The following is a 21,591-nucleotide window of genomic DNA, read 5'->3' as shown; positions in this document are numbered from 1 at the left end:
GATATCCGCTTTTCAATCAGGATTAACTTTTTAAAATTTCATAAGTCTTTCCTGTGTATCTTTAAGAAATAAACCTACGCGCTTATGAAAATATCAAAATACCTTCATTCATGCCTGCTTTTTGAATTAGACGGTTATCAGCTCTTGTTTGACCCCGGAAAGTTTTCATTTGCCGAAGGTCTGGTTACTCCACAATTGTTTGTTGATGTAAAAACTATTGTGATCACCCATATCCACCCTGATCATTTCGATATAGATATCTTAAAAAGTATTGTAGAATTAAGCGGCGCAGCGGTTGTCACTAATTCGCAGGTAGGAAAGGAGCTGGAGAAAATCAATTTTCAATATACATTGCTTGAAGAGGGAACTCATAAAGCCGGGCCATTTAAACTCCAGGCTTTCCCGGTGAGGCACGAACTTATCATGGATAATCCGCTACCGCAAATGACGGGCTTCCTAATCAATAACAAAGTATTGCACCCCGTTGATTCGATGGAAGATAAGCTTTTGAACTTTAAAGGTATCGAGTTGCTGATCATGGTTTCGATGGCTCCATTTGCCAATGAACCAACAATTTCGGCCTTTGCAGATAAGCTGCATCCTAAGCAAATTTTGCCTGTGCACGACGGGTTTGCTAAAGATTTTTTCATACTTCAGCGTTATGCCGCGTACAAAAAACATTTTGACAAGCAAGGAATCAAGTTTCATGAAATTTATAAAGTAGGAGATGGGATAAGTCTTTAATAAGAAGCCTTAAGTTCCAAGAACTGTTTAAATGTGGTTGTTTTTAATTGTAGAGACGCATAATTGCGTCTCCCGTATGCAATTTACGGTGGTAAGATGGCCTGCAAAAGCGATTGTCTTACCGGAGACGCAATTATGCGTCTCTACCTGAAAGAATCTTGAATCGTTTTTAAACAGCTTCTAAGTGGGAAGTCTTAGCGAGATAACCATAACTGAGAACCTGAGACCATAAAAATATAACCCTTTAAAAAAGAAACCCCCGCCGAGAGGCGGGGGTTCTTTGCGAGCCCAGCCTCCTGCTAAGCCGACCCGCGTTAACCTTATCACAATGCTAAGGTGAGGATTAATAATGAAGAAAACATGAACATTAATTGCCGTTAATTTTTCATCTTAGCGAAAAACATACTTTTAGCTAATGCAGAAACCCGATAGCCTTATTTTTGATATGGACGGAACCCTTTGGGATGCCGTTGACACCTACGCCGAATCATGGAACCTGATATTTCAAAAGCTTGACATTCAAAGGACTATTAAACGAGATGAACTGCTGCACGTGATAGGTATGGATGGTAAAAAACTTACCCGGGTAATGCTGCCCGAATTTGATGAGGAAAAGGGGATGGAGATCTACAATGCTGTAAACCAGGTAAGACGCGAAATATTGCCAACCAGCGGTGGTATTATGTACGGTGGGGTTACAGAGGGTTTAAAACAATTGGCAAGCAAATACAAACTTTTTGTTTTAAGCAATTGCGCGGTAGGTATCATACCGCTGTTTTTAACGTGGGCAGGCATTAATGAGGTTATTACAGATAGCATGGCTTATGGCACCAACCAGATGCCTAAAAACCATAATATGCATCTGCTCATGAATAAACACAATTTGCAGAACCCGGTTTACATAGGCGATACTAATGGCGATGCCGAGCAAACACGTATTGCAGGTATACCCTTTGTGTTTGTTAGCTACGGTTTCGGCAACACCGACGATTATGACAATAAGTTTGACGATTTTGAATCCCTTACCCAATATTATTTGAGTTTGTAAGTTTAGTTTAAATGAAAAGCGTATCACTGCTTATCTTATTTCTGACTGTCCTGTGCGGCCCGGTAATGGGCCAGCATGCTACTGTTGAATCAGAACAGTGGATAACCGAAGATCTCGGTTATCTTTATTTTAATAGCGGCAAGGTTTATTTTAATTTGGATGGATATAAGAAACACGAAAACAAATACAAAATAGAACATGATACGCTTAAAATAATTGATACATATACTACCAGTGCAGATAATTTTAAACAACAGCATATTGACGTTTCTAAGTTTATCATCAATTATTTCGACGGCAAGAAATTAACTATTAAAGCTGTTAATGATAATGCTGTAAAATTAGCCGGTCGCCCTCCCTTGCAGTTTAAAAACTATAAATCCAGTTTTGATAATGGGATCAAATTTTCAAAACTTCGTTTCCTATCATCAACCTGTTATGGCAATTGCCCTCAATTACTGATTAATATTTGGGCAGATGGTACGTATCGTTTAAAAGGGGGCGAATTTGCTGACCCCTACAAAGGTGATTATGCCGGAAAGCTTACCAGGCTACAGCTCGATAGCCTGAACTATTGGCTAAAACGGAGTGAATTAAGAAAGATGTACGATTGGAAACAGGGTAGCCAGGTTACAGATGCACCTAATTATTACCTGGATATCGATTTTGAAAACAATAAGGACAAACTTACGCTAACTACCAATGATCCACCTTTTAACCTAACTGGTTTGGTTACCTTTTTAGTGGAGTCTTTTAAAAAAGTAAACCTCACGAAAATTAAAGAAGGAGAGAAGCCGGCAAACTAAACAGGCCATTGTCATTATATAAATGTTTGCTTACCTGCTAAGTTTTTGTAGCTTAGTTAGCAAATAAAATCTCCGATGAAAACAAAAACCAAGGTTATTATCACCCTTATATTACTACTGATTATAGTAGGCTTTTTTTACTATCGATATTATTTTGTTTTTGGCGAGGGAACTAAAGCCGGTACCATGAACTATTTTGTAAAGAAAGGTTACGTATTTAAAACTTATGAAGGTAGGTTAATTCAAAGCGGAATCCGTACGCAGGTAACAGGGGGTACAATTGGCTCAAATGAATTTATGTTTTCTGTAACCGATGAAAAAGTGGCAAAAAAACTGAGCAGTAACGCAGGCTCATTTTTAGAACTTCACTATAAAGAATACCTGCATACGCTGCCATGGCGGGGAGTAAGCGTTTTTGTGGTTGATAGCGTAGTTTCGGCCAAACCACTTGCGCCTGGTATGTAATAAAATACATTAAACTACAACCTGCTTAAGCGTTGACCAGGTTGTAGTTTAACTCGCCGTTTTGTTTGGTGATCTTTACCAATCCCCGGTCAAAAAGATAATTAAGTACTTCAATCGTGTTTTTCTCGTGTGTAAAAGCATTTACCGCAGGTTCGTATTCCTTTAGCTTCAATGCAATATCAGCTACTGTGGCTTGCTTTAATTGCGAAAGCGTATAAATCACCTTATCCTGTGTGCAGGTAACCTTAGCGAATTGATCAGGCATGCGGCATGCCGAAAAAAATGATTGATTTGAATTGCTCATCTGCTCAATATAACAAAATTATGATCAGGCATTAACCGCATCTCTTAACGATTTAATGGTGTCATGCGTTTTTTTTAAACCTTCTAAATGGTTATTAAGCATGGTTACAACCTGCTCATCTTCCCATATCAGCTCCTTATCGTCAAGCGCGGCGCGATAAGCTTTTTTTGCTACATCCTCGCCATATTCGCAATCCGAAAGTATCGAGTGACTGTCTTTACTGACAAAAACCGATTTTACATCCATCCAGGCGTGATAAAATTTCCCCGCAAGGGTAGTACCGTCTGTAGGATCTCCTCCTAATACATGAATGTAATCGCGTATTTCACTAACGTAGTTTTTGCTTTGATCAATATATTCATTAAAAAGTAAATTCAATCCGACTTCATCTGTTGCTTCGGTAGCTTTGTGATATCCGGTTATCCTGTCGTTATTTATTTTGATCAGATCGTTCAGTGCTGAGATCTGATGTTGTACGTGCTGTAAAACTCCCATGGCGTTGTTGTTTTGTTTTAATAAATAACATACCGTATGGGTTAATGTTTTTATATTTTAGTTAGGTGTTGACCAGTGAAATGACCAGTTTAACTACATGCCATAAATGCAACTGGATGAATCGGCAGCCGGATAAAACAGACATCGCCGGGGGCATTCCGGGAGGCGTAATAGCATTTAGCATGCCACGTTTATATTAATTTAAAGGGATAACTTAAGCAACTGGAAGAACCGGCGGCCGGGTGAGACGGCCGCTATAAGGTTCTTTCCGAAGAGGGGGGTAATTGTTATTTAGTTGATTGATGTTGCTTGTCTATTATTAAGTTTTTCGAACAAAATGGGCCACTTTTTTTAGTAACTCATTCATGTCAAAAGGCTTGGCCAAAAAGTCGTCGGCGCCGGCCATCATTGCAGAATCACGTATATCGCGACTTGCCGATATCATGATAACAGGTATATCTTTGGTTAGCTCGTCTTGTTTTAGCTTCTTGCAGATATCGCGACCGTCTTCGCCGCTCATCCAGATATCTAACAGTAGCAAGTCGGGGAGTTCGTCTTTCATATCAAGTACTGTTGTACCATCTACGGTTGATGTTACCTCGTAGCCTTCAAATTCAAGCAGCATTTCCATAGCATCAACAATGCCCGGGTCATCATCTGCAATCATGATTTTCTTGTTCTTTGTATTCATTTTAGGCGTAAAGGCTTGGTTAAACCCTCTGAAATTAGCTGTGATAAATTTACCTTATTGTGAACTATCCAACAGGTGAATAACTGTTGGTATCGTCTACAGGTAATGCAAAGCAAAAAGTAGACCCTTTGCCTTCAATACTGTTTACCCACATTCTGCCGCCTTCTCGCTTAATAATTTCTGATGAGATGTATAATCCTAACCCCAAACCGGGGAATGTATGCTGCTTGTTCCCACTTACGCGGTAAAATTGCTCAAACACCCGGTCCTTCTTGTCTTCGGGTATCCCGATGCCAAAATCCTGTACACAAACAATCACCTCATTGTTTTCGCGGCGAGTGTTGATGATGATGGTATCGGTATGAGGCGAATATTTGATAGCATTTGTAATAAGGTTGGTAATAACCTGGCTTACCCGATCTTTGTCTGAATAGATACGGCCTGTTGGTGTAAAGTTTTGGATAAGTTTATGTTTTTGTGTAGTGTGCTGCAGGTCTTCAACAGTTTCCTGTAGGGTTTCATTAAAATCGAACCATATTTTATTGAACTGTAGCCTGCCCGAGTTAATCTTGGTAACATCAAGGAGATCGCCTATGAGGTTTGTAAGACGGTTAATCTGGGCATCCATCCTAAGCACCATTTCGGCTTTTTTTTGTTCGCCTTCTTTGGTAAGCATAGCACCCAATACCTGGGCATATGCTTTTATGCTCGTAACCGGGGTTTTTAATTCGTGACTTGCGATACCTAAAAAATCATCTTTTTGTCGTTGTAATTGTTTTTGCTCATCAATGTCTGTATTGGTACCAAACCATTTAATGATTTTTCCGTCAATTATGAAAGGTAAAGCCCTGGACAAATGCCACTTGTAATTTTGATCTTTGTCTTTTAATCTAAATTCACATTGGTAAACATTACCCGTGTTCACTGCATAGTTCCAAGCCTCAACACAAGCATCCCTATCATCGGGATGAATAGCATTGAGCCAGGATGCTGCTATTTCATTTGCTTGGGCACCAAAATAATCTACAGCACGTTGATTAAAGTAGTCGACCTGACCATCCGTGCGGGCCGTCCAAAGTTGCACCGGCATAAAACCAGTAACAAACTCAAACTGCCTGATCTGGTTATTCAATTCCCTGTTACGTAATTTCACTTCGCTTTCGGCAAGTGTTTTATCGGTGACATCGGTACAGGCACCTATGTACCCGGTAAATTCCCCCTGCTCATTATATTGCGGATTGCCGGTGGCTATACACCATCTTATTTCACCATCCCGGCGTGTGATCCTAAAATCAACTTCATAGAACCGGCGGGCATTTAAATCGGCTAAGAACTTTTCACCGGCCCTGGTTCTGTCTTCTTCTAAAAGTGCGTTGATCCACCCTGCGCCCATATTATCCTCATATTTAATACCAGTCCAATCAACCCAGGTTTGATTTACGTAAGTAATATTACCTTGAGCATCGGCCATCCAAAGTACTGTTGGCGATGCATTAGTGATGTTTTTAAGCAATCTTTCACTATCAGTAAGGGCTTTTTTATCGGCAATTTCCCTTCGCAGATCCCTAGCAATTGAAGCCCGGCCCTGTGGCAAGCCGGTTACAGCGTCATAAACCAGCATAGTGGTGCCGTACACAGGTATGGCTTCGCCGGTTTGGAAATGACGGTAATGTACTTCACCGCTCCATTTACCATGCTTCATTAAAATTGGATTTACTTTGTCCCTCAGCTTATCAAGCTCATCAGGCATTAAATATTCGCTGTTGTGCCTCCTGTGCTCGTTGGCGCCTTTGATACCCAACATTTTTCGCCCGGCGGTATTTACGTAAGTTACATTACCATCAAGGTTGGATAGGCTTACAAAATCTGAGGTATGGTTAATAAGCGACAATAATTTATACTGTTCATTTCTTGCCGCTTTTTCAGGGCGCAGGTCTCGGGCTACGGATGCCATACCAATAGGCAAGCCATTTAACGGATCATCGATTCTGAAACAGTTAACGTAAACCGGAATATTTTCTCCTGTCTTAAAATGCCGGTAGTGCATTTCACCTTCCCACTTACCATACTGCTGTACCGCGGGGTTTATCTCATTATTTACTTTGTCTGCTTCATGATCTGCAAAATATTCAACGCCGGGTTTTAAAGCTTCTTTTGTACTCCCAATACCTAATATAGTGTAGGCTGTTTTATTGATATAGGTTACAGAACCATCCATGCTGCCTACTGCAACCACGTCGGCTGTTTTATCAATCAGTGCAATCAGTTTTTGTTGTTCTTGTTTATCTAATATTTCGCGGGTTATATCCTGTACGGTACCTGCAAAGCGGATAGGCTCATGATTATCGTTAAAGTAAGCCCTACCTTTCAGGTGGATCCAATATTTCAGGTATCCTGTGTCATCAACGGTGCGGACGATTATATCATAATTTCCATTGCTTACAGGATCATAAGCCTGCATTACTGCTGTTCGCAAGCGTTGCTCATCTTCCGGGTGGACAAATTTCAACAGATCATCATACTTTATCTCATCATCTTTTCGAAAACCGCAAAGCTCTTTACAGCGGTCGTCCCATGTTGCGGTTTGTAATCTGGGGTTTAAATCCCAGGTTCCCAGTTCGGCAGCTTGCAGGGCAAATTGAGCACGCTGTTCACTTTCAACCAGCTTTTTACGGGTGTTAACCAGTTCGGTAACATCTGTAGCTGTAGTCAACACACCCCAAACTTTACCATCGTCGTTACGTAACGGTTTAAAAATAAAGTTGAAGTAAAATTCTTCAAGCTTATCGTTAACCATAAGATCAACCCTTTGCTCTCTCCACTTATAAGCCGTACCGTTATCGTATACATTTGATAATATTGCATGAAAGCCCGGCTCTTCGAATTCGGGCAGCAGGTCAAAGTAATTATGCCCAATAACATCATCTCCCTTTCCCCATATATCTGTCATGGCCTTATTGGCAATCCTGATCTCCATTGTTTTGCCAACATATAATGCTATAGGGGTAGGAGATTCCCTGAACAGAATACGGAAAATATCTTCGTTTAATTGTTGATGAAGGCCGGCGTCGTTATTCATTATATAAATAATATGTATAAATATAGGCTATAATAATTAAGATAAAAATCTCAATTCATACATCATAATTTTCAATTAATGAGTATGACGTTATATAGCAGTTATTGATAAAAACGGGTTATAGAAGCGTATACCTTGTTTTTTAAACAGTATACCTGTATAAATGTTTAAATCTGTTTTTAGAGAATTTTATAATATGAGGTTTCAAACGTTTGTATAATCGGGAGAATTATTTGTATTAATAGTACGGTAATTTCACCATGTTTTTTGATTTTTTTACTTCACAAAATCAATTATACCAAAACAATTTTATAAGTATTACTATTACCATACCAATAAAACAAAATCCTGCATACTTGATAGTTGTGGTATGCGGGTAGTTTAAACAGATTGGATTTGTTATGACCAAATTGCATAAAAAACAGCAGCTTATAACATTTGAGCAATTGCCCAAAACTCCTACCGGTATTACCGGTTTAGATGAAATAACGGGCGGTGGTTTACCTAATGGAAGACCAACGCTGATATGTGGTGAAGCGGGTTGTGGTAAAACACTTATGTCGCTTGAGTTTATCGTGAGGGGTGCTACCGAATTTAACGAGCCCGGTGTATTTATGGCTTTTGAAGAAAAGGCAGATGAATTGGCTTCGAACGTAGCATCGCTGGGCTTTGATTTAATTAAACTCCAGGATGATAAAAAATTAAGACTTGATCATGTGCATATAGACCGAAGTGAGATTGAGGAGACAGGGGAATATGACCTGGAAGGTTTGTTTATCCGCTTAGGCTTTGCTATTGACAGCATCGGGGCAAAAAGAGTAGTACTGGATACCCTGGAAAATCTTTTTTCGGGTTTATCAAACCAAATTATATTGAGGGCCGAGCTTAGAAGGCTTTTTACTTTTTTAAAGGAAAAAGGTGTAACTGCTATTATAACCGGCGAAAAAGGTGATGGCTCGTCATTGACACGGCAGGGGCTTGAAGAATATGTTTCAGATTGTGTGATCCTGCTTGATCACAGGGTTATAAATCAGATCTCAACCCGTCGTTTGCGCGTGGTAAAATACCGCGGTACACAGCATGGTACCAATGAATATCCCTTTTTAATTGATGAAGATGGCATTTCTGTACTTCCGGTAACATCTTTAAGCTTGGAAAAAGAAGTGTCATCCGAAAGAATTTCATCGGGGATACCCTCTCTTGACAGTATGTTTGGAGGCAAAGGTTTTTTTCAGGGCAGCAGTATCCTCGTTTCGGGCACGGCCGGTACCGGTAAAACAAGTATTGCGGCCAGCTTTGCCAATGAGGTTTGCGGCAACAAAAAGAGGTGCCTTTATTTTGCTTTCGAGGAGGCGCCTAAGCAGATCCTTCGCAACATGAAATCAATCAATCTCGACCTGCAAAAACACATCGACAATGGCTTGCTCGAGTTTCATGCCTCGCGTCCTACGCTTTACGGTATTGAAATGCACCTCGTTGCTATTTACAAGATCATTAAAAGATTTAAGCCCGCAGCGGTGATCCTCGACCCAATTACAAACCTCATTACGGTGGGTTCGGTAAGTGAAGTAAAATCGATGCTGATAAGGCTGATAGATTTTTTACAGGACGAACAGATCACGGTTATGTTTACTGCTCTCAGTTTAAATACGGTGGTAAGTGAACAAACCGACGAAGGTGTATCATCATTAGTTGATACCTGGCTGCTTGTAAGAGATATCGAATCGAACGGAGAGCGCAACAGGGGGTTATACATCATGAAGTCGCGCGGTATGAGCCATTCAAACCAGGTACGCGAGTTTACCATTACTGATAAGGGGCTGAGCCTGGTTGATGTTTATCTTGGCCCCGATGGAGTGCTCACAGGATCGGCAAGGGAAGCACAAAAATTAAGGGAAAAAACTGGTGTGGCACTAAGGGAGTTTGCTATATCTCGTAAAGATAAAGAGATATTGCGCCGGCGTATGATGCTTGAATCAAAAATTGCAAGCTTGCAGGCCGAATTTGAGTCGACAGAGGAGGAGTTGAACAAAATATACCTGGAAGAAGAGTTGAAACAGGATATTATAGAAAGAAACCGGCAAGAGATAACCGACATTCGCCGGGGAAATGCGGATACGCTTAAAAGTAAATCAAAAAGGAAAAAATAATGGAACTGGATGAAGTTATAAAATATGAGTTAAGGCTATATATAGCGGGCAAAACTGCTAAATCAGTTACCGCGCTCACCAACCTTAAAAAATATTGTGAAGAACATTTGAAAGGTCAGTATGTTATTGAAGTAATTGACTTGCTACAGCAGCCTCAACTGGCCGAAGGGGATCAAATATTTGCAATCCCCACGCTGGTAAGAAAAGTACCTGAACCGATTCGCAAAATAATAGGCGACTTGAGCAATGAGGAAAAAGTTTTGGTTGGATTGAATATAATACCAGTAAGTAAATAGTTAGATGACCGAGCAAAACCAGTTGCCTTTAGATCAGGGAGAAAGTCAATTTTTTCGATTGCGTTTATTTGTAATTGGAGCATCGCCCAATTCTGTCAGGGCAATAGCCAACTTGAAAATTATTTGTGAGCAGTACCTTAAGCCTAATTACGAGCTCGAGATAATTGATGTCTATCAGCAACCGCTCATAGCCAAGGAAGAACAGATCATAGCATTGCCTTTACTTATTAAAAAATCTCCCGGCGTCGAACGTAAGCTTATCGGAGATATGTCAAACACCGACAAAGTTTTAAAAGGGCTGGGAATACTTACAGAAAGCTAATTATGGAGCCGGACAAACTTACATATGAGCAGTTGCTTGCGGAAAACAATAAGCTTCGATATCAATTAGAAGAAGCTACCGACGTCATTTCTGCTATTCGTAATGGCCAGGTTGATGCCTTTATAGTTAAAGATGATGAAGGTCACCAGCTTTATACGTTGAAAACGGCCGACCAAACCTACCGCGTTTTTATTGAAAAAATGAACGAAGGAGCGGTTACTTTGAATGGCGACGGTACTATATTATATAGCAATTCGAGTTTTGCGGCTATGGTTAATGAACCGTTAGAAAAAGTGATCGGGCTGGATTTTAACTCTTTTGTTGCCGAAGTTTCGGTGGAAAAGTATAAGCAGATAATTAGGGATGGCTGGAATGCCGATTGTAAGGGCGAGGTTTTGTTATCAAATCGGGATGGTAAACTGACTCCCTGTTTATTATCATCTACCACGCTTGACCTTGATGAAGGAACGGCATTGAGTTTGATCCTGACCGATTTGACTGCTCAAAAGGAAACCGAATGGGAGCTGAAAATTAAAAATGATCAGCTTGAAGAAGCCCAGAATATTGCCGAGAGGCTGAATAATGATCTGGAAGATACTGTGAGGGAGCGTACCAATGATTTACTTATCAGCCGGGAACATTTTAAGTTGCTGGCTAATAACATTACTCAAATGACCTGGACGAATTTGCCCGGTGGCGAAGTCGATTTTTATAATCAGCGCTGGTTTGATTATACGGGCAGGCGATATGGTGAAACAGCAGGCTGGGGCTGGCAACAGATCGTACACCCAGATGATCTGCAAAAAACAATGAGTGCTTACCTCGAATCTTTGCAAAGCGGGAGTGTTTATGAACTTGAAAACAGGTACCTCCGCTGGGATAATACTTATCGCTGGCACCTTAACCGCGCAGTGCCGTTAAGAGATGATAATGGAGAAATTCTTTTTTGGGTAGGGACCGCAACAGATATCGAAGAACAGAAAAAGCAGCTTGATTTGAAGGATGAGTTTATTGGTGTGGCCAGCCATGAACTTAAAACACCTTTAACCAGCCTGAAAGGTTATTTACAGCTTATTTTGGCTTATAAAAAGGAGGAAGTACCTTCAATAGTAAAACAATATATTGAAAAGGCCGGCACTGCTTTAAATAAGCTTCAGCGTTTGGTTAACGATTTGCTTGATGTAAGTAAAATTCATGCGGGAGGGCTTGAATATGCCAGGGCGAAAATAAATCTTCGCGACCTGGTAGCGTCAACTTTAGAAAACGCTATCCACCTATACCCTGAATTTAATTTTATCAATAAATCGGAAACTGATTTTTTTATAGATGGAAATGCCGGGCGACTGGAACAGGTACTGATAAATTTCATTAACAATTCTGTAAAATACTCAACCGAAAATAAAAATATCATTATTGAAACAGGTAATATAAACGGAAAGGTACGTGTATCAGTAACGGACTTTGGCATCGGATTGTCGGCTGCGCAGATCGAGCATATTTTTGAGCGGTTTTATCGTGTTGAGGATAAAAAATTTATGACGAGCGGCCTTGGTATGGGGCTTTATATCTCGGCCGAGATCATTAATAATCATAGCGGCGATATAGGGGTCGAAAGTGAGCTTGGTGCAGGCGCCACTTTTTATTTTGAGTTGCCCTTGCTTGAAAAGTAAGCATTGTTTATTTAGGTTCAAAATTGCAGTTGACATAAATACTTCTGATATTGGTTGGAAAACCACCTGATATAAAACATAAAATATGTCTGCCGAAAACGAAAATATATCCGTTACATATGAGCCTGACGGTATAACCACCATTTGTTTTTATCATCCGGCACAAAACTCCCTGCCCTCGGCGCTATTAAAACAACTTGCCGATGCGATATTCAGTGCCGGTAATAACCCGGAAACAAAAGTCATTGTTTTAAAGAGCGCGGGAGATCGTACTTTTTGCGCGGGTGCAAGCTTTGACGAGCTGTTGCAAATTAAGGATAGGGAAACCGGCGCGTTATTTTTTGAAGGGTTTTCCAATGTGATTAGTGCCTGCCGCAAATGCCCCAAAATAATAATTGCGAGGGTACAGGGGAAAGCAGTTGGAGGAGGGGTTGGCCTTGCCGCCGCTGCCGATTATTGCCTGGCCAGCGAGGCGGCATCAATAAAGTTAAGCGAGCTTACTATAGGTATTGGCCCCTTTGTGATAGCCCCCGCTGTGATCCGTAAAATAGGGTTATCAGCATTTTCCCAGCTCACTATCAAGGCTTCAGATTTTCAAACTGCCCAATGGGCAAAGCAAAACGGCTTGTATAATGAGGTTTATGCAGATACTCCAAGCCTTGATGCGGCTGTATATGAGCTTACTCAAAAATTAGCTTTATATAACCCGGCAGCACTTACCGGCTTAAAACAGGTACTTTGGGAAGGCACTGCTGATTGGGATGATTTGCTTAAACAACGTGCGGCTATAAGCGGTGAATTGGTTTTATCGGAATTTACGCAACGGGCATTACATTCTTTTTTTAAGGATAGATCCAAGTAACATTTGAGTAATAACTGCCTGTATTTTAACACAACCCTTGATACTTCTCATTTTTAATGGGGCTAATTTTGTGTATATCTAAATAGTATTGGTTAATTATATGACCGTTTTATACTGGCATAGTTGCTTATTGTAAGAAAGCCCCCGGAAATCCGGAGGCTTTTTTGTTTTTACCAGTGCCTGCAGTAACGATGAACACGATAATGCCTTTGATAGTATACCGGCGCGTCATAATATCCTGTTGCGTAATAGCGTGGACGACCATAATAAACAGGCCGGTCATAATAGACGTCCCTGTCATAGTAAACAGGTGCTTCGTAATATCCACTTGTGTAAACTACCCTATGATAAGGACGGCCAAAATGTGCGCTGATACTTATACTTTGAGCTTTTGCAAATTGAAATGAAAACATCATCACAAAAGCTATTATTGAAAAACGGATAAATTTCATGGTCATAAATTTTAGTTAATACCTGAATTGTAATACATAATTATGACTGGCGATGGATAAGTTGGTTTAATTAAATTTTTATATTTTTAGATATGTATTACTTTGTTTTTTCTGCGATAGTTGTCTTTATCGTAATTGGAGTGCTTTGTATTAAGTCGTATTATGATAAATTACACTGGACAAAAAAGCAGCTGATAAAAATTCAGGAGAAGTGGGGCAAACCGGTTAACGCCCGCCGAAACTTTGACTTAATAAAGATTTACCTGGATTCGGAAGATAGTAAAAAAAAGCTTTCGGCTCAAACAGCCGACGATCTTGATTTGATAGGTGTTTTCAATTATATCGACAGAACAAACAGTAAGCCTGGTAAACAATATTTGTTTAATTTATTACATCACCCGACAACCGACATTGATATTTTGCATGACCTCGACAATGATATTGAGGATCTTAACATGGATATACCCGGCCGCGAATTGCTTGAAGTGGAATTGTCAAAACTTAACCACCCCGATGCTTATTTTATAGCTGATCTTTTTCTCAGGGCACATGAACCGGTATTTGCATCGGTAATTAATTTTTATATAAAGGTTTCACCTTTTCTGATCCTGGCTGCGTTATTATCGCTGATTATTATTCCTAACATTTTCAGCTTTATCTTTTTGCTATTGTTGTTTGCGTACAACATTGTTATTTACTTCAGCAACCGCAAGGCTATTTCAGGGTATACCAAATCGTTACCGCAATTGCTGGTTATGTATAAAGTTGCAGTGGCGTTAGTTAAAAGCGGTAAATTTGGTCAGGTAAACGAGGTAAAGCGTTCCCTTTCCAGTCTAAGAGCTTTAAAACGAGCGCTTAAGTTTGTAAATATAGAAAGCGGCTTCGTGAATGGTAAAAGTGATATTGCTTACGCAGCCTTCTATTTGTTTAAACTGCTTTTTGTGATTGAGCCCAATACTTATACATCATCATTAAAACAAGTAAGTAAATACCGTGAGGACATTAAAGAAGTGTATAAATTTATTGGCCGGGCCGATACGCTGATAGCCATACAATCAATACGTGACGGCATGCCTTTTTATTCAAAACCCGCGTTTACGGGTGTTGATAGCAAAATAGAGATTACCGAACTTTTTCACCCATTAGTAGCTAATTGTGTAACCAACTCCCTTTATACAACTGATGCAGACAGGGGGGCATTGATCACAGGGTCAAACATGTCTGGCAAAACTACATTTATTAAAGCACTGGCATTAAATACGCTGCTATCGCAAACTATATTTACAAGTTGTGCAAAGGCCTATAAGGCTCCTTTTCTCAAAATACAAACCAGCATCAAAACCAGCGATAACATTGATGAACACAAGAGTTATTTTCAGGCACAGGCCTTAGCTATTTTAGATATCATTGATAACAGTTCTCAGAAAGAGGATATAAAAAGCCTTGTGATCATCGATGAGATTTTCAGGGGTACCAATACCATCGAACGTATAGCGGCGGCTAAGTCTGTGCTTTCATACATTACCGCTAACCAAAATTTTGTTTTTGTATCAACCCACGACCTTGAACTGGCCGAACTGCTCGACGAGGATTTTGTTGTATATTCCTTTTCAGAATCAAAAGATGGGCGCATGCTGGTATTTGACTATATCCTGAAGCAGGGCCTGCTTAAAAACACTAACGGAATCGCCATACTCAAATCCATGGGATATCCAGAACGTGTTATCGATGAAGCCAATATTGTAAGCGAGCGGATGATGAATAAATATTTGGTTTAAGCATTCCTGAAAAGAAAGCTTTCTTATTCATATAAGCTCAACCTGTTTTTTAAATACCGCACATCTTCCTGTAATTTTTCAACCCGGTCAAGCAGGTGGGAGATAGCTTCAATGCCGGCTACGTTAATATCCAATTCGTACAGGCTCACCAGTTTTTCCAGCTTTTGAAGCTCAGTTTGAGGGATGAAGACGATTTCATTAATGACGGTCACCTCAACCAGGCCTGCTTCATGTAAAGATGTGATGAACGTGTATTCAACATTATGATATACACAAAAATCGTTTGCTGCTATTAATTCTGCTGTTTTCATAATGTTTTTAATTTAGGCTGAGGATTTTGCCAGTTCTTCAAATAATTGTTTCTGCTTTTCAGTAAGGTTGGTAGGAGTTTGGATATCATAGGTCAGGTACAGATCGCCAAATTCATTCTCTTTTTTGTAAACGGGCATACCTTTGCCTTTAAGCTTTACTTTAGTGCCGTTTTGAGTTTCAGGTTTTACTTTCACTTTAACTTTGCCGTTTAATGTATCGGCAGTTATTTCTCCACCTAAAACTGCAGTGTACAGGTCAAGTTTCAACGTGGTGTACAAATTATTACCATCACGCTTAAAATTTGCATCAGGTGCAACATTAAACTGAATATACAGATCTCCGGCGGGGCCGCCGTTTACACCCGGGGCGCCATGCCCGGCTATTTTGATAGTTTGCCCGTTTTCAATACCTGCGGGTATGGTTATCCGGATGTTTTTGCCATTGACAGTCAGCGTTTGCTTATGTGTTTCAAGAACGTCTCGAAGGTTTAAACTTAACGAGGCGTTATAGTCCTGCCCGCGGTATTTTGCCTGCCTGCCGCTACGTGCGCCTCCTGCACCGCCAAACATCGATTGAAAAAAATCTGAAAAATCGTCACTTCCAAACCCTTCGGCGCTACCAAATCCTTCGGCTCCGGTAAAGCCGCCATAACCACCAAAACCTCCTTGTGCACCGGCTTGTTGGCGCGCTTGTTGTTCGTATGCTTCGCCATGCTGCCAGTGCTCGCCATATTTGTCGTACTTCTTTCGCTTTTCAGGGTCACTTAATACTTCATTTGCTTCGTTTAGCTGCTGGAATTTTTTGTGGGCATCTTCGTCATTAGGGTTAAGATCGGGGTGATATTTGCGGGCCAGTTTACGGTAAGCATTTTTAATATCCTTTTCGGATGCATTTTTGTCGAGCTCTAATACTTTGTAATAATCTATAAAAGCCATGGCGGGGTTTAATATAAACAGATGTGTTATTAACTACTAAATATACAGCTTGGTTTTAAAACTTATGGCTTTTTTAATGTCATTTGATATAAGTGCGCGGACTTTAAAATTATGGGTTATGGCTTTTATTTAAAATTCGCAACCATTACCTTTGGCATCCTTAAATTAATCATATGCCTGTAATAACCCAAGCTGCCCTTACCGACGTACCCGAACTTAATGTTTTAGTAAACAGCGCTTACCGTGGTGAAAGCTCCAAACGGGGTTGGACAAGTGAGGCCGACTTAATTGGTGGTGCCCGCATTGATGAACAAACTCTGACGGGGTATATGAATGATGAAAATATCATCATTTTAAAGCATACTGATGAGGATGGCAACATTACAGGTACTGTTTATCTTGAAGTCAGAACTCCAAAGTTGTATGTTGGCATGTTTAGTGTATCGCCACTATTGCAGAATAAAGGTGTGGGCCGCGCACTGATAGAAGAAGCTGAAGTTTACGCGCGTAAGCATAACTGCGATACTTTAACTATGACAGTAATCAGCACCCGCTCCGAACTGATAAGCTGGTATGAGCGCCGCGGTTACAAACCAACCGGCGAAATTCAGCCTTTTCATGCACATGGCCGTTTTGGTGACGCCAAACAGCATATTGAGCTAATTGTAATGGAGAAGAGCGTTTAAGTCCTAAGTTTTGAGTCAAAAGTTAAATTGGTATAATCGACTTAGGACTCAAGACTTAGAACTTCACAAATTCCAGTACTTCACTGATCTTATGCACATGTTTGAAGTTTTCGTGTGTTAAAACGGTTTCTACATGTTCGTGTGCCCATGTTGTATGATAGGGTACGTGAACAGCATGCCCGCCAATGTTGATCACGGGCATTACATCTGATTTTAAGGAATTGCCGATCATCATAAACTCATCGGGATTGATGTCAAGGTGTTTGATCAGCTTGATATAATCATCCTCCTTTTTATCACTCATAATTTCGATATGGTGAAAGTAATGTGCCAGCCCTGATTTTTTGAGCTTCCGCTCCTGGTCAAGCAGATCGCCTTTGGTGGCTACCACCAGCCTGTAATGATCTTTTAATGAGGATAAAACATGTTCTACCTCGTTCAGTAACTCTATCGGTTGATTAAGCATATCCTTACCATACTGTAATATGGTTTCCACTACATCAACGGTGATATTTTTTTCAGAAATGCTCAACGCTGCCTCTATCATGCTGAGGATATAGCCTTTTATCCCATAGCCATAAAGCGGAAGGTTATCGACCTCAACTTTAAAAAGCTCTTTGGAAATGGTGTGCTGTGGCGAAAAATTTTCGAGCAGACTGCAAAACCTTTCTTCGGTGGCTTGAAAGTAAGGTTCATTTACCCAAAGGGTGTCGTCGGCATCAAAGGCAATTACTTTTAGGTTCATTTGAAGTATCTGGTTTACCTGGTGCAATAATAATACATCAGGTTGATTTTAGTAGCATAAAGCTCCATTGTACAGCAATAAATATTTAACATTTATTAACTATCAGGTTCAATTTAAACGATTTAAAAATAAAGTAAATTTGTATGCAACCTTATTTAAAAAGCTACGTCTCATAACTTAAATGGTCAAATTAACATTCGTTTAAATGGAAGAGATACTGCCACCCTTAAAAGAATTTATAGTTGATTATTGCAACAGGTATAAGATCCATAAGGTTGATCCGCGTAGCCTGAACCTCGATACCAGTATTGATCTTGATCTGGATATTTTTGACATTGAGATAGACCTTTTTCTTGCCGATTTTACCGAACAGTTCAATATAGATCCATCTAAATTCAGTTGGTATAAATATGGCTATCCCAAAGGCTCAACGCGGGTAAAAATGATAAAATTGATGTTTGGCTACAACACCACATGGGTTAAACAGCTGGCTCAATACTGCTACACTCCCAAATTTAAGGTGCGCAACTTACAAGATGCCGTAAAAACTGGCAAATTGGTTTAATGAGAAGATGTGCTTTTACTAATCAAAATCGGTGAAATCAGGAAATAATCGGTGAAATCTCCCAATAAAAATCAGCGAAATCAACGCAATCTGAAATGATCAGCTGTTAAAGATCAGTAACCCCGGTATGCTTGCGTTTAATAAAGTTGCGGATATCCAACACAATACCTGCAAAAAAATAAAATATAAGCGGGAAGCCTACCGCCAGGAATGAGGAGTAGATAAAGAAAAGCCTGATCTTGGAGATCGAGATATTAAAGCGTTCGCCAAGGTAGGTGCATACACCAAAAGAGTACCGTTCAAAAAAAGTAAGTATCCGTTGTAGCATGGTGTCAGGCCAGTTTTAGTATCTTATTACCAACGCCGCATTGCAGGCATTTCTTATAATTGCAGTAATTATTTTTTAACTCAAGCAATGCCTGTGATTCAAACGAGGTTTCAATTTTCACTCCTAAGTTAACAAAATCAGCAATAATATTGTTTTTTTCGGCTGGTAAATTTTCTAACAATTTAAGACTACGGCTAATATAATATTGCTGCTGATGCTGCTTGCCGTAACTGAACAGGAACAAAGCCATTGTATTGAGCAGCAAAATATCAACAGAACCATCGCCCATATTTTTTGATGATGGCTTGGATTGTACATCAAACCGGTAATGATCCTCCCAGTAATCGTTTACTTTGATCTCTGTAAATAAACTACGCAGTGCTTTTACCTCTTTAATTTCTAATATTTTAGATAACAGGTGGTTTGACTGTACGATAAGTGCGGAAAATTGCGCCAGCCTGATGGTTGGAAAGTTTTGAGGCCTTAACCGCATAAACTTCCACAGGTGGCTTTCTATAGGTTTAAGATTGTATTTTTTACGCAGATATTCATACTCCTTTTGGAGTTTCAGGGGATAATCATCTTTAAATTCACCCTCTAAAAAGCCTGCCTGCCCAAATATCAAAGCTTCAATTTGCATCGGGCTGTTTTTGTTTTTGGCGAGGATAAGCTGAGGCAGCGATTTAGCCATCAGCTCAAACGGTAGGGCGTTTACTTTAAAACCAAAGTTTGCCGCTAAAAACTGGTAAAAAGTTTCCTCCCAATCGCCTTTGTTAAGTGCCAGAGCTGCCACCACATTAGCCGATCGTTTTTCCATTCGTTCAACCAGTACGCGGGTAAGCCAGTTTTGCATGGTGAGGCCATCTACCGTGGCGATGCCGTTTTCGCAGGGTATAAAGCTTTGGTTACCGAAAACCAGTTTATGATATTTGTTGTAAAGCGCTTCACTAATACGGCTTTGCAGTTCAAGCGTTGGAACTTTGCGCCCATTTGGTAAAAACAACTGCGCATCGTTACGATAAACTACATGTAATATCACATTATCATAAGCGCCATCATTAGTATGGCCATGCTTTTGCCAGTCGGACGCGGAAAGGTGCACTTCTACATTACCTGCCCAAACAGTTTCGCCAATGCGGATCCTCGCATTATGAAAATCTGGACCTGAATCTGAATTGTGCAGCCCGGCCGAAAAGATTTCCAGTTCCTCTCCATCTACAGTTTGAAGGTTTTCGCGCTCAAAAAGCCTGAATTTCCAGATGTAATGCAAAAAATCTTCGGTGAAAAGCATGGTTGTGGTTTGGCTGAATGGTTGATAGCGTTATTGTGTGAATAAGTTTTATTAAAGCAAATATGCCGGTTATTATATTGGTATTGCGCCTCTATTTTAAAATCCCTAATATTACGGAAACCAACAATATCTGCCAAACCTATGAATGAAATAAAATCACCAATACCCCAAACCACGGGCGGACGCGTCAAGTCCATCATAGGCGGATCGCTGGGAAATTTGGTTGAATGGTATGACTGGTATGCTTACACCGCCTTTTCCCTTTATTTTTCAGATGCTTTTTTTCCTTCAGACAACCAAACCGTACAGCTTTTAAACACAGCAGGTATTTTTGCCATCGGCTTTTTAATGCGCCCTATAGGCGGTTGGGCAATGGGGACCTTTGCGGATAAACGCGGCCGTAAAACAGCGCTTACATTTTCTGTATTGCTCATGAGCGTTGGTTCCTTGATTATTGCCATAACTCCGGGCTACAAATCCATTGGAGTTGCTGCACCTATATTGCTGGTGTTGGCCCGCATTATCCAGGGCCTGAGTGTAGGAGGGGAGTATGGTACCAGCGCCACTTACCTGAGTGAGATGGCTACAAAAAAAAACCGTGGTTTTTACTCAAGCTTTCAATATGTAACGCTCATTATGGGACAATTACTTGCGTTGGGTGTTTTGGTTTTGCTGCAAAGAGCGTTTTTATCTGAAAAACAATTACATGACTGGGGCTGGCGCATTCCGTTTGGAATCGGGGCAATACTGGCTGTCACTACTATGTATTTAAGGCGAAGCTTACAGGAATCAGCATCGTTTGATAAAGAAAGTAAAAAAGCTGATGCCTTGAATGGCACTATAAAAGCTTTAACAAAGCATCCTAAAGCTGTTTTTACGGTAATTGGATTAACCATTGGCGGTACGCTGGCGTTTTACACCTTTACTACTTATATGCAAAAGTTTTTGGTTAATACATCCGGCTTTAGTAAGAGTGCCGCTACGCTCATCTCAACCTTAACATTAGCTGTATTTATGGTGATACAACCTTTATTTGGCTTACTGTCGGATAAAGTTGGCCGGAAACCATTACTAATTGGTTTCGGCATATTGGGTACGCTTTGTACAATTCCTATCATGACATTGCTAAGCCATACTAAAGATGTATGGGTTGCATTCGCGCTGATCCTTTGCGCGCTGGTCATTGTAAGCGGTTATACCTCAATCAATGCTGTTGTTAAGGCCGAACTTTTTCCGGCCAATGTGCGCGCCCTGGGCGTAGGTTTCCCTTATGCAATAGCCGTATCCCTGTTTGGCGGCACTGCCGAATATATTGCCCTGTGGTTCAAAAATGAACATCATGCGCAATGGTTTTATTGGTATGTAACTGTTTGTATCGCGCTATCATTGGTTTTATATATCACCATGAATGATACCCGCAAACATTCAAAAATGGAAGATGAGTAGTTTGAATCAGAATTTACAGAATTTTAGAATTAACTGAATGGGTGCGTTAATTAATTGTTATTTAATGGTTAATTATAGATCAATGGGGCTGATATTTCTGATGTCAATTCTGCGAATTCTC

General features: G+C 40.3%; 23 protein-coding genes. 13 read left to right on the top strand and 10 right to left on the bottom strand.

Annotated features, from left to right (window positions below):
• Positions 1 to 84: 84 nt before the first annotated feature.
• The 4 genes from J3L18_RS10430 (at position 85) to J3L18_RS10415 (ending at position 3,063) form a co-directional block, all read left to right on the top strand.
• Positions 85 to 744: an MBL fold metallo-hydrolase gene (locus tag J3L18_RS10430; RefSeq protein WP_129571156.1), complete on the top strand. Its 660-nt coding sequence runs from the start codon at positions 85 to 87 to the stop codon at positions 742 to 744.
• 415 nt (positions 745 to 1,159) lie between these two features.
• The gene (locus tag J3L18_RS10425) at positions 1,160 to 1,792 is read left to right on the top strand and encodes an HAD family hydrolase (protein ID WP_129571155.1); all 633 of its coding nucleotides are present in this window, start codon (positions 1,160 to 1,162) and stop codon (positions 1,790 to 1,792) included.
• A gap of 11 nt (positions 1,793 to 1,803) precedes the next feature.
• Positions 1,804 to 2,598, top strand: a complete 795-nt coding sequence (locus tag J3L18_RS10420) for a DUF6438 domain-containing protein (protein ID WP_129571154.1) — start codon at positions 1,804 to 1,806, stop codon at positions 2,596 to 2,598.
• Positions 2,599 to 2,673: 75 nt separating this feature from the next.
• Positions 2,674 to 3,063: a hypothetical protein gene (locus J3L18_RS10415; protein WP_091162815.1), complete on the top strand. Its 390-nt coding sequence runs from the start codon at positions 2,674 to 2,676 to the stop codon at positions 3,061 to 3,063.
• A gap of 25 nt (positions 3,064 to 3,088) precedes the next feature.
• On the opposite strand, the gene J3L18_RS10410 is transcribed toward J3L18_RS10415, so the two are convergent.
• The 4 genes from J3L18_RS10410 to J3L18_RS10395 form a co-directional block, all read right to left on the bottom strand.
• Positions 3,089 to 3,328: a hypothetical protein gene (locus J3L18_RS10410; protein WP_129571153.1), complete on the bottom strand. Its 240-nt coding sequence runs from the start codon at positions 3,326 to 3,328 to the stop codon at positions 3,089 to 3,091.
• A gap of 63 nt (positions 3,329 to 3,391) precedes the next feature.
• Entirely contained in the window at positions 3,392 to 3,862 is a 471-nt protein-coding gene (locus J3L18_RS10405) for a ferritin-like domain-containing protein (protein WP_129571152.1), read from the bottom strand.
• 319 nt (positions 3,863 to 4,181) lie between these two features.
• A complete protein-coding gene (locus J3L18_RS10400; RefSeq protein ID WP_129571151.1) occupies positions 4,182 to 4,553 on the bottom strand; it encodes a response regulator in 372 nt (123 codons plus the stop codon).
• A gap of 64 nt (positions 4,554 to 4,617) precedes the next feature.
• Positions 4,618 to 7,632 carry a PAS domain S-box protein gene (locus J3L18_RS10395; protein WP_129571150.1) on the bottom strand — a complete coding sequence of 1,005 codons (3,015 nt, stop codon included), beginning with the start codon at positions 7,630 to 7,632 and terminating at the stop codon, positions 4,618 to 4,620.
• A gap of 401 nt (positions 7,633 to 8,033) precedes the next feature.
• On the opposite strand from J3L18_RS10395, the gene kaiC reads away from it, so the two are divergent.
• The 5 genes from kaiC to J3L18_RS10370 all read left to right on the top strand — a co-directional run bounded on the left by kaiC (position 8,034) and on the right by J3L18_RS10370 (position 12,932).
• Entirely contained in the window at positions 8,034 to 9,782 is a 1,749-nt protein-coding gene (gene kaiC / locus J3L18_RS10390; RefSeq protein ID WP_129571149.1) for a circadian clock protein KaiC, read from the top strand.
• Positions 9,782 to 10,078 (top strand): circadian clock KaiB family protein, encoded by a 297-nt coding sequence (locus J3L18_RS10385; protein ID WP_091162821.1) that lies wholly within the window; start codon positions 9,782 to 9,784, stop codon positions 10,076 to 10,078. Before kaiC ends, J3L18_RS10385 begins: the two co-directional genes overlap by 1 nt.
• Before the next feature lie 4 nt (positions 10,079 to 10,082).
• A complete protein-coding gene (locus J3L18_RS10380) occupies positions 10,083 to 10,400 on the top strand; it encodes a circadian clock KaiB family protein (RefSeq protein WP_090526013.1) in 318 nt (105 codons plus the stop codon).
• 2 nt (positions 10,401 to 10,402) lie between these two features.
• On the top strand, positions 10,403 to 12,070 hold the full coding sequence (locus J3L18_RS10375; RefSeq protein WP_129571148.1) for a PAS domain-containing sensor histidine kinase: 1,668 nt from the start codon (positions 10,403 to 10,405) through the stop codon (positions 12,068 to 12,070).
• 85 nt (positions 12,071 to 12,155) lie between these two features.
• Entirely contained in the window at positions 12,156 to 12,932 is a 777-nt protein-coding gene (locus J3L18_RS10370) for an enoyl-CoA hydratase/isomerase family protein (protein WP_129571147.1), read from the top strand.
• A 170-nt stretch (positions 12,933 to 13,102) separates the two neighbouring features.
• Here the strand turns inward: J3L18_RS10370 and J3L18_RS10365 are convergent, their stop codons facing one another.
• Positions 13,103 to 13,384, bottom strand: coding sequence for a hypothetical protein (locus J3L18_RS10365; protein ID WP_129571146.1), 282 nt, complete (start codon positions 13,382 to 13,384; stop codon positions 13,103 to 13,105).
• A gap of 92 nt (positions 13,385 to 13,476) precedes the next feature.
• On the opposite strand from J3L18_RS10365, the gene J3L18_RS10360 reads away from it, so the two are divergent.
• Positions 13,477 to 15,162 carry a MutS-related protein gene (locus J3L18_RS10360; protein ID WP_129571145.1) on the top strand — a complete coding sequence of 562 codons (1,686 nt, stop codon included), beginning with the start codon at positions 13,477 to 13,479 and terminating at the stop codon, positions 15,160 to 15,162.
• Positions 15,163 to 15,185: 23 nt separating this feature from the next.
• On the opposite strand, the gene J3L18_RS10355 is transcribed toward J3L18_RS10360, so the two are convergent.
• On the bottom strand, positions 15,186 to 15,473 hold the full coding sequence (locus tag J3L18_RS10355; protein ID WP_129571144.1) for a chaperone modulator CbpM: 288 nt from the start codon (positions 15,471 to 15,473) through the stop codon (positions 15,186 to 15,188).
• 12 nt (positions 15,474 to 15,485) lie between these two features.
• The gene (locus tag J3L18_RS10350; RefSeq protein ID WP_129571143.1) at positions 15,486 to 16,409 is read right to left on the bottom strand and encodes a DnaJ C-terminal domain-containing protein; all 924 of its coding nucleotides are present in this window, start codon (positions 16,407 to 16,409) and stop codon (positions 15,486 to 15,488) included.
• 173 nt (positions 16,410 to 16,582) lie between these two features.
• Between J3L18_RS10350 and J3L18_RS10345 the strand changes: the two genes are divergently transcribed.
• The gene (locus J3L18_RS10345) at positions 16,583 to 17,095 is read left to right on the top strand and encodes a GNAT family N-acetyltransferase (protein WP_129571142.1); all 513 of its coding nucleotides are present in this window, start codon (positions 16,583 to 16,585) and stop codon (positions 17,093 to 17,095) included.
• A 55-nt stretch (positions 17,096 to 17,150) separates the two neighbouring features.
• On the opposite strand, the gene J3L18_RS10340 is transcribed toward J3L18_RS10345, so the two are convergent.
• On the bottom strand, positions 17,151 to 17,840 hold the full coding sequence (locus J3L18_RS10340; protein WP_129571141.1) for an HAD family hydrolase: 690 nt from the start codon (positions 17,838 to 17,840) through the stop codon (positions 17,151 to 17,153).
• 205 nt (positions 17,841 to 18,045) lie between these two features.
• Between J3L18_RS10340 and J3L18_RS10335 the strand changes: the two genes are divergently transcribed.
• Positions 18,046 to 18,405, top strand: coding sequence for a DUF1493 family protein (locus J3L18_RS10335; protein ID WP_129571140.1), 360 nt, complete (start codon positions 18,046 to 18,048; stop codon positions 18,403 to 18,405).
• A gap of 106 nt (positions 18,406 to 18,511) precedes the next feature.
• Here J3L18_RS10335 and J3L18_RS10330 read toward each other — a convergent pair whose 3' ends face one another.
• Together J3L18_RS10330 and J3L18_RS10325 are read right to left on the bottom strand one after the other, a co-directional pair.
• Positions 18,512 to 18,733, bottom strand: coding sequence for a PspC domain-containing protein (locus J3L18_RS10330; protein ID WP_022830549.1), 222 nt, complete (start codon positions 18,731 to 18,733; stop codon positions 18,512 to 18,514).
• 4 nt (positions 18,734 to 18,737) lie between these two features.
• On the bottom strand, positions 18,738 to 20,024 hold the full coding sequence (locus J3L18_RS10325; RefSeq protein ID WP_129571139.1) for a DUF2851 family protein: 1,287 nt from the start codon (positions 20,022 to 20,024) through the stop codon (positions 18,738 to 18,740).
• 141 nt (positions 20,025 to 20,165) lie between these two features.
• Between J3L18_RS10325 and J3L18_RS10320 the strand changes: the two genes are divergently transcribed.
• Positions 20,166 to 21,470 (top strand): MFS transporter, encoded by a 1,305-nt coding sequence (locus tag J3L18_RS10320; RefSeq protein WP_129571138.1) that lies wholly within the window; start codon positions 20,166 to 20,168, stop codon positions 21,468 to 21,470.
• Positions 21,471 to 21,591: the final 121 nt, after the last annotated feature.

The organism is Mucilaginibacter gossypii (assembly GCF_017569325.2).
In the GTDB taxonomy this organism is placed as follows: domain Bacteria; phylum Bacteroidota; class Bacteroidia; order Sphingobacteriales; family Sphingobacteriaceae; genus Mucilaginibacter; species Mucilaginibacter gossypii.
The sequence above is the reverse complement of the archived record's forward strand: the minus strand, read 5'-3'. Positions and strand labels throughout refer to the sequence as shown.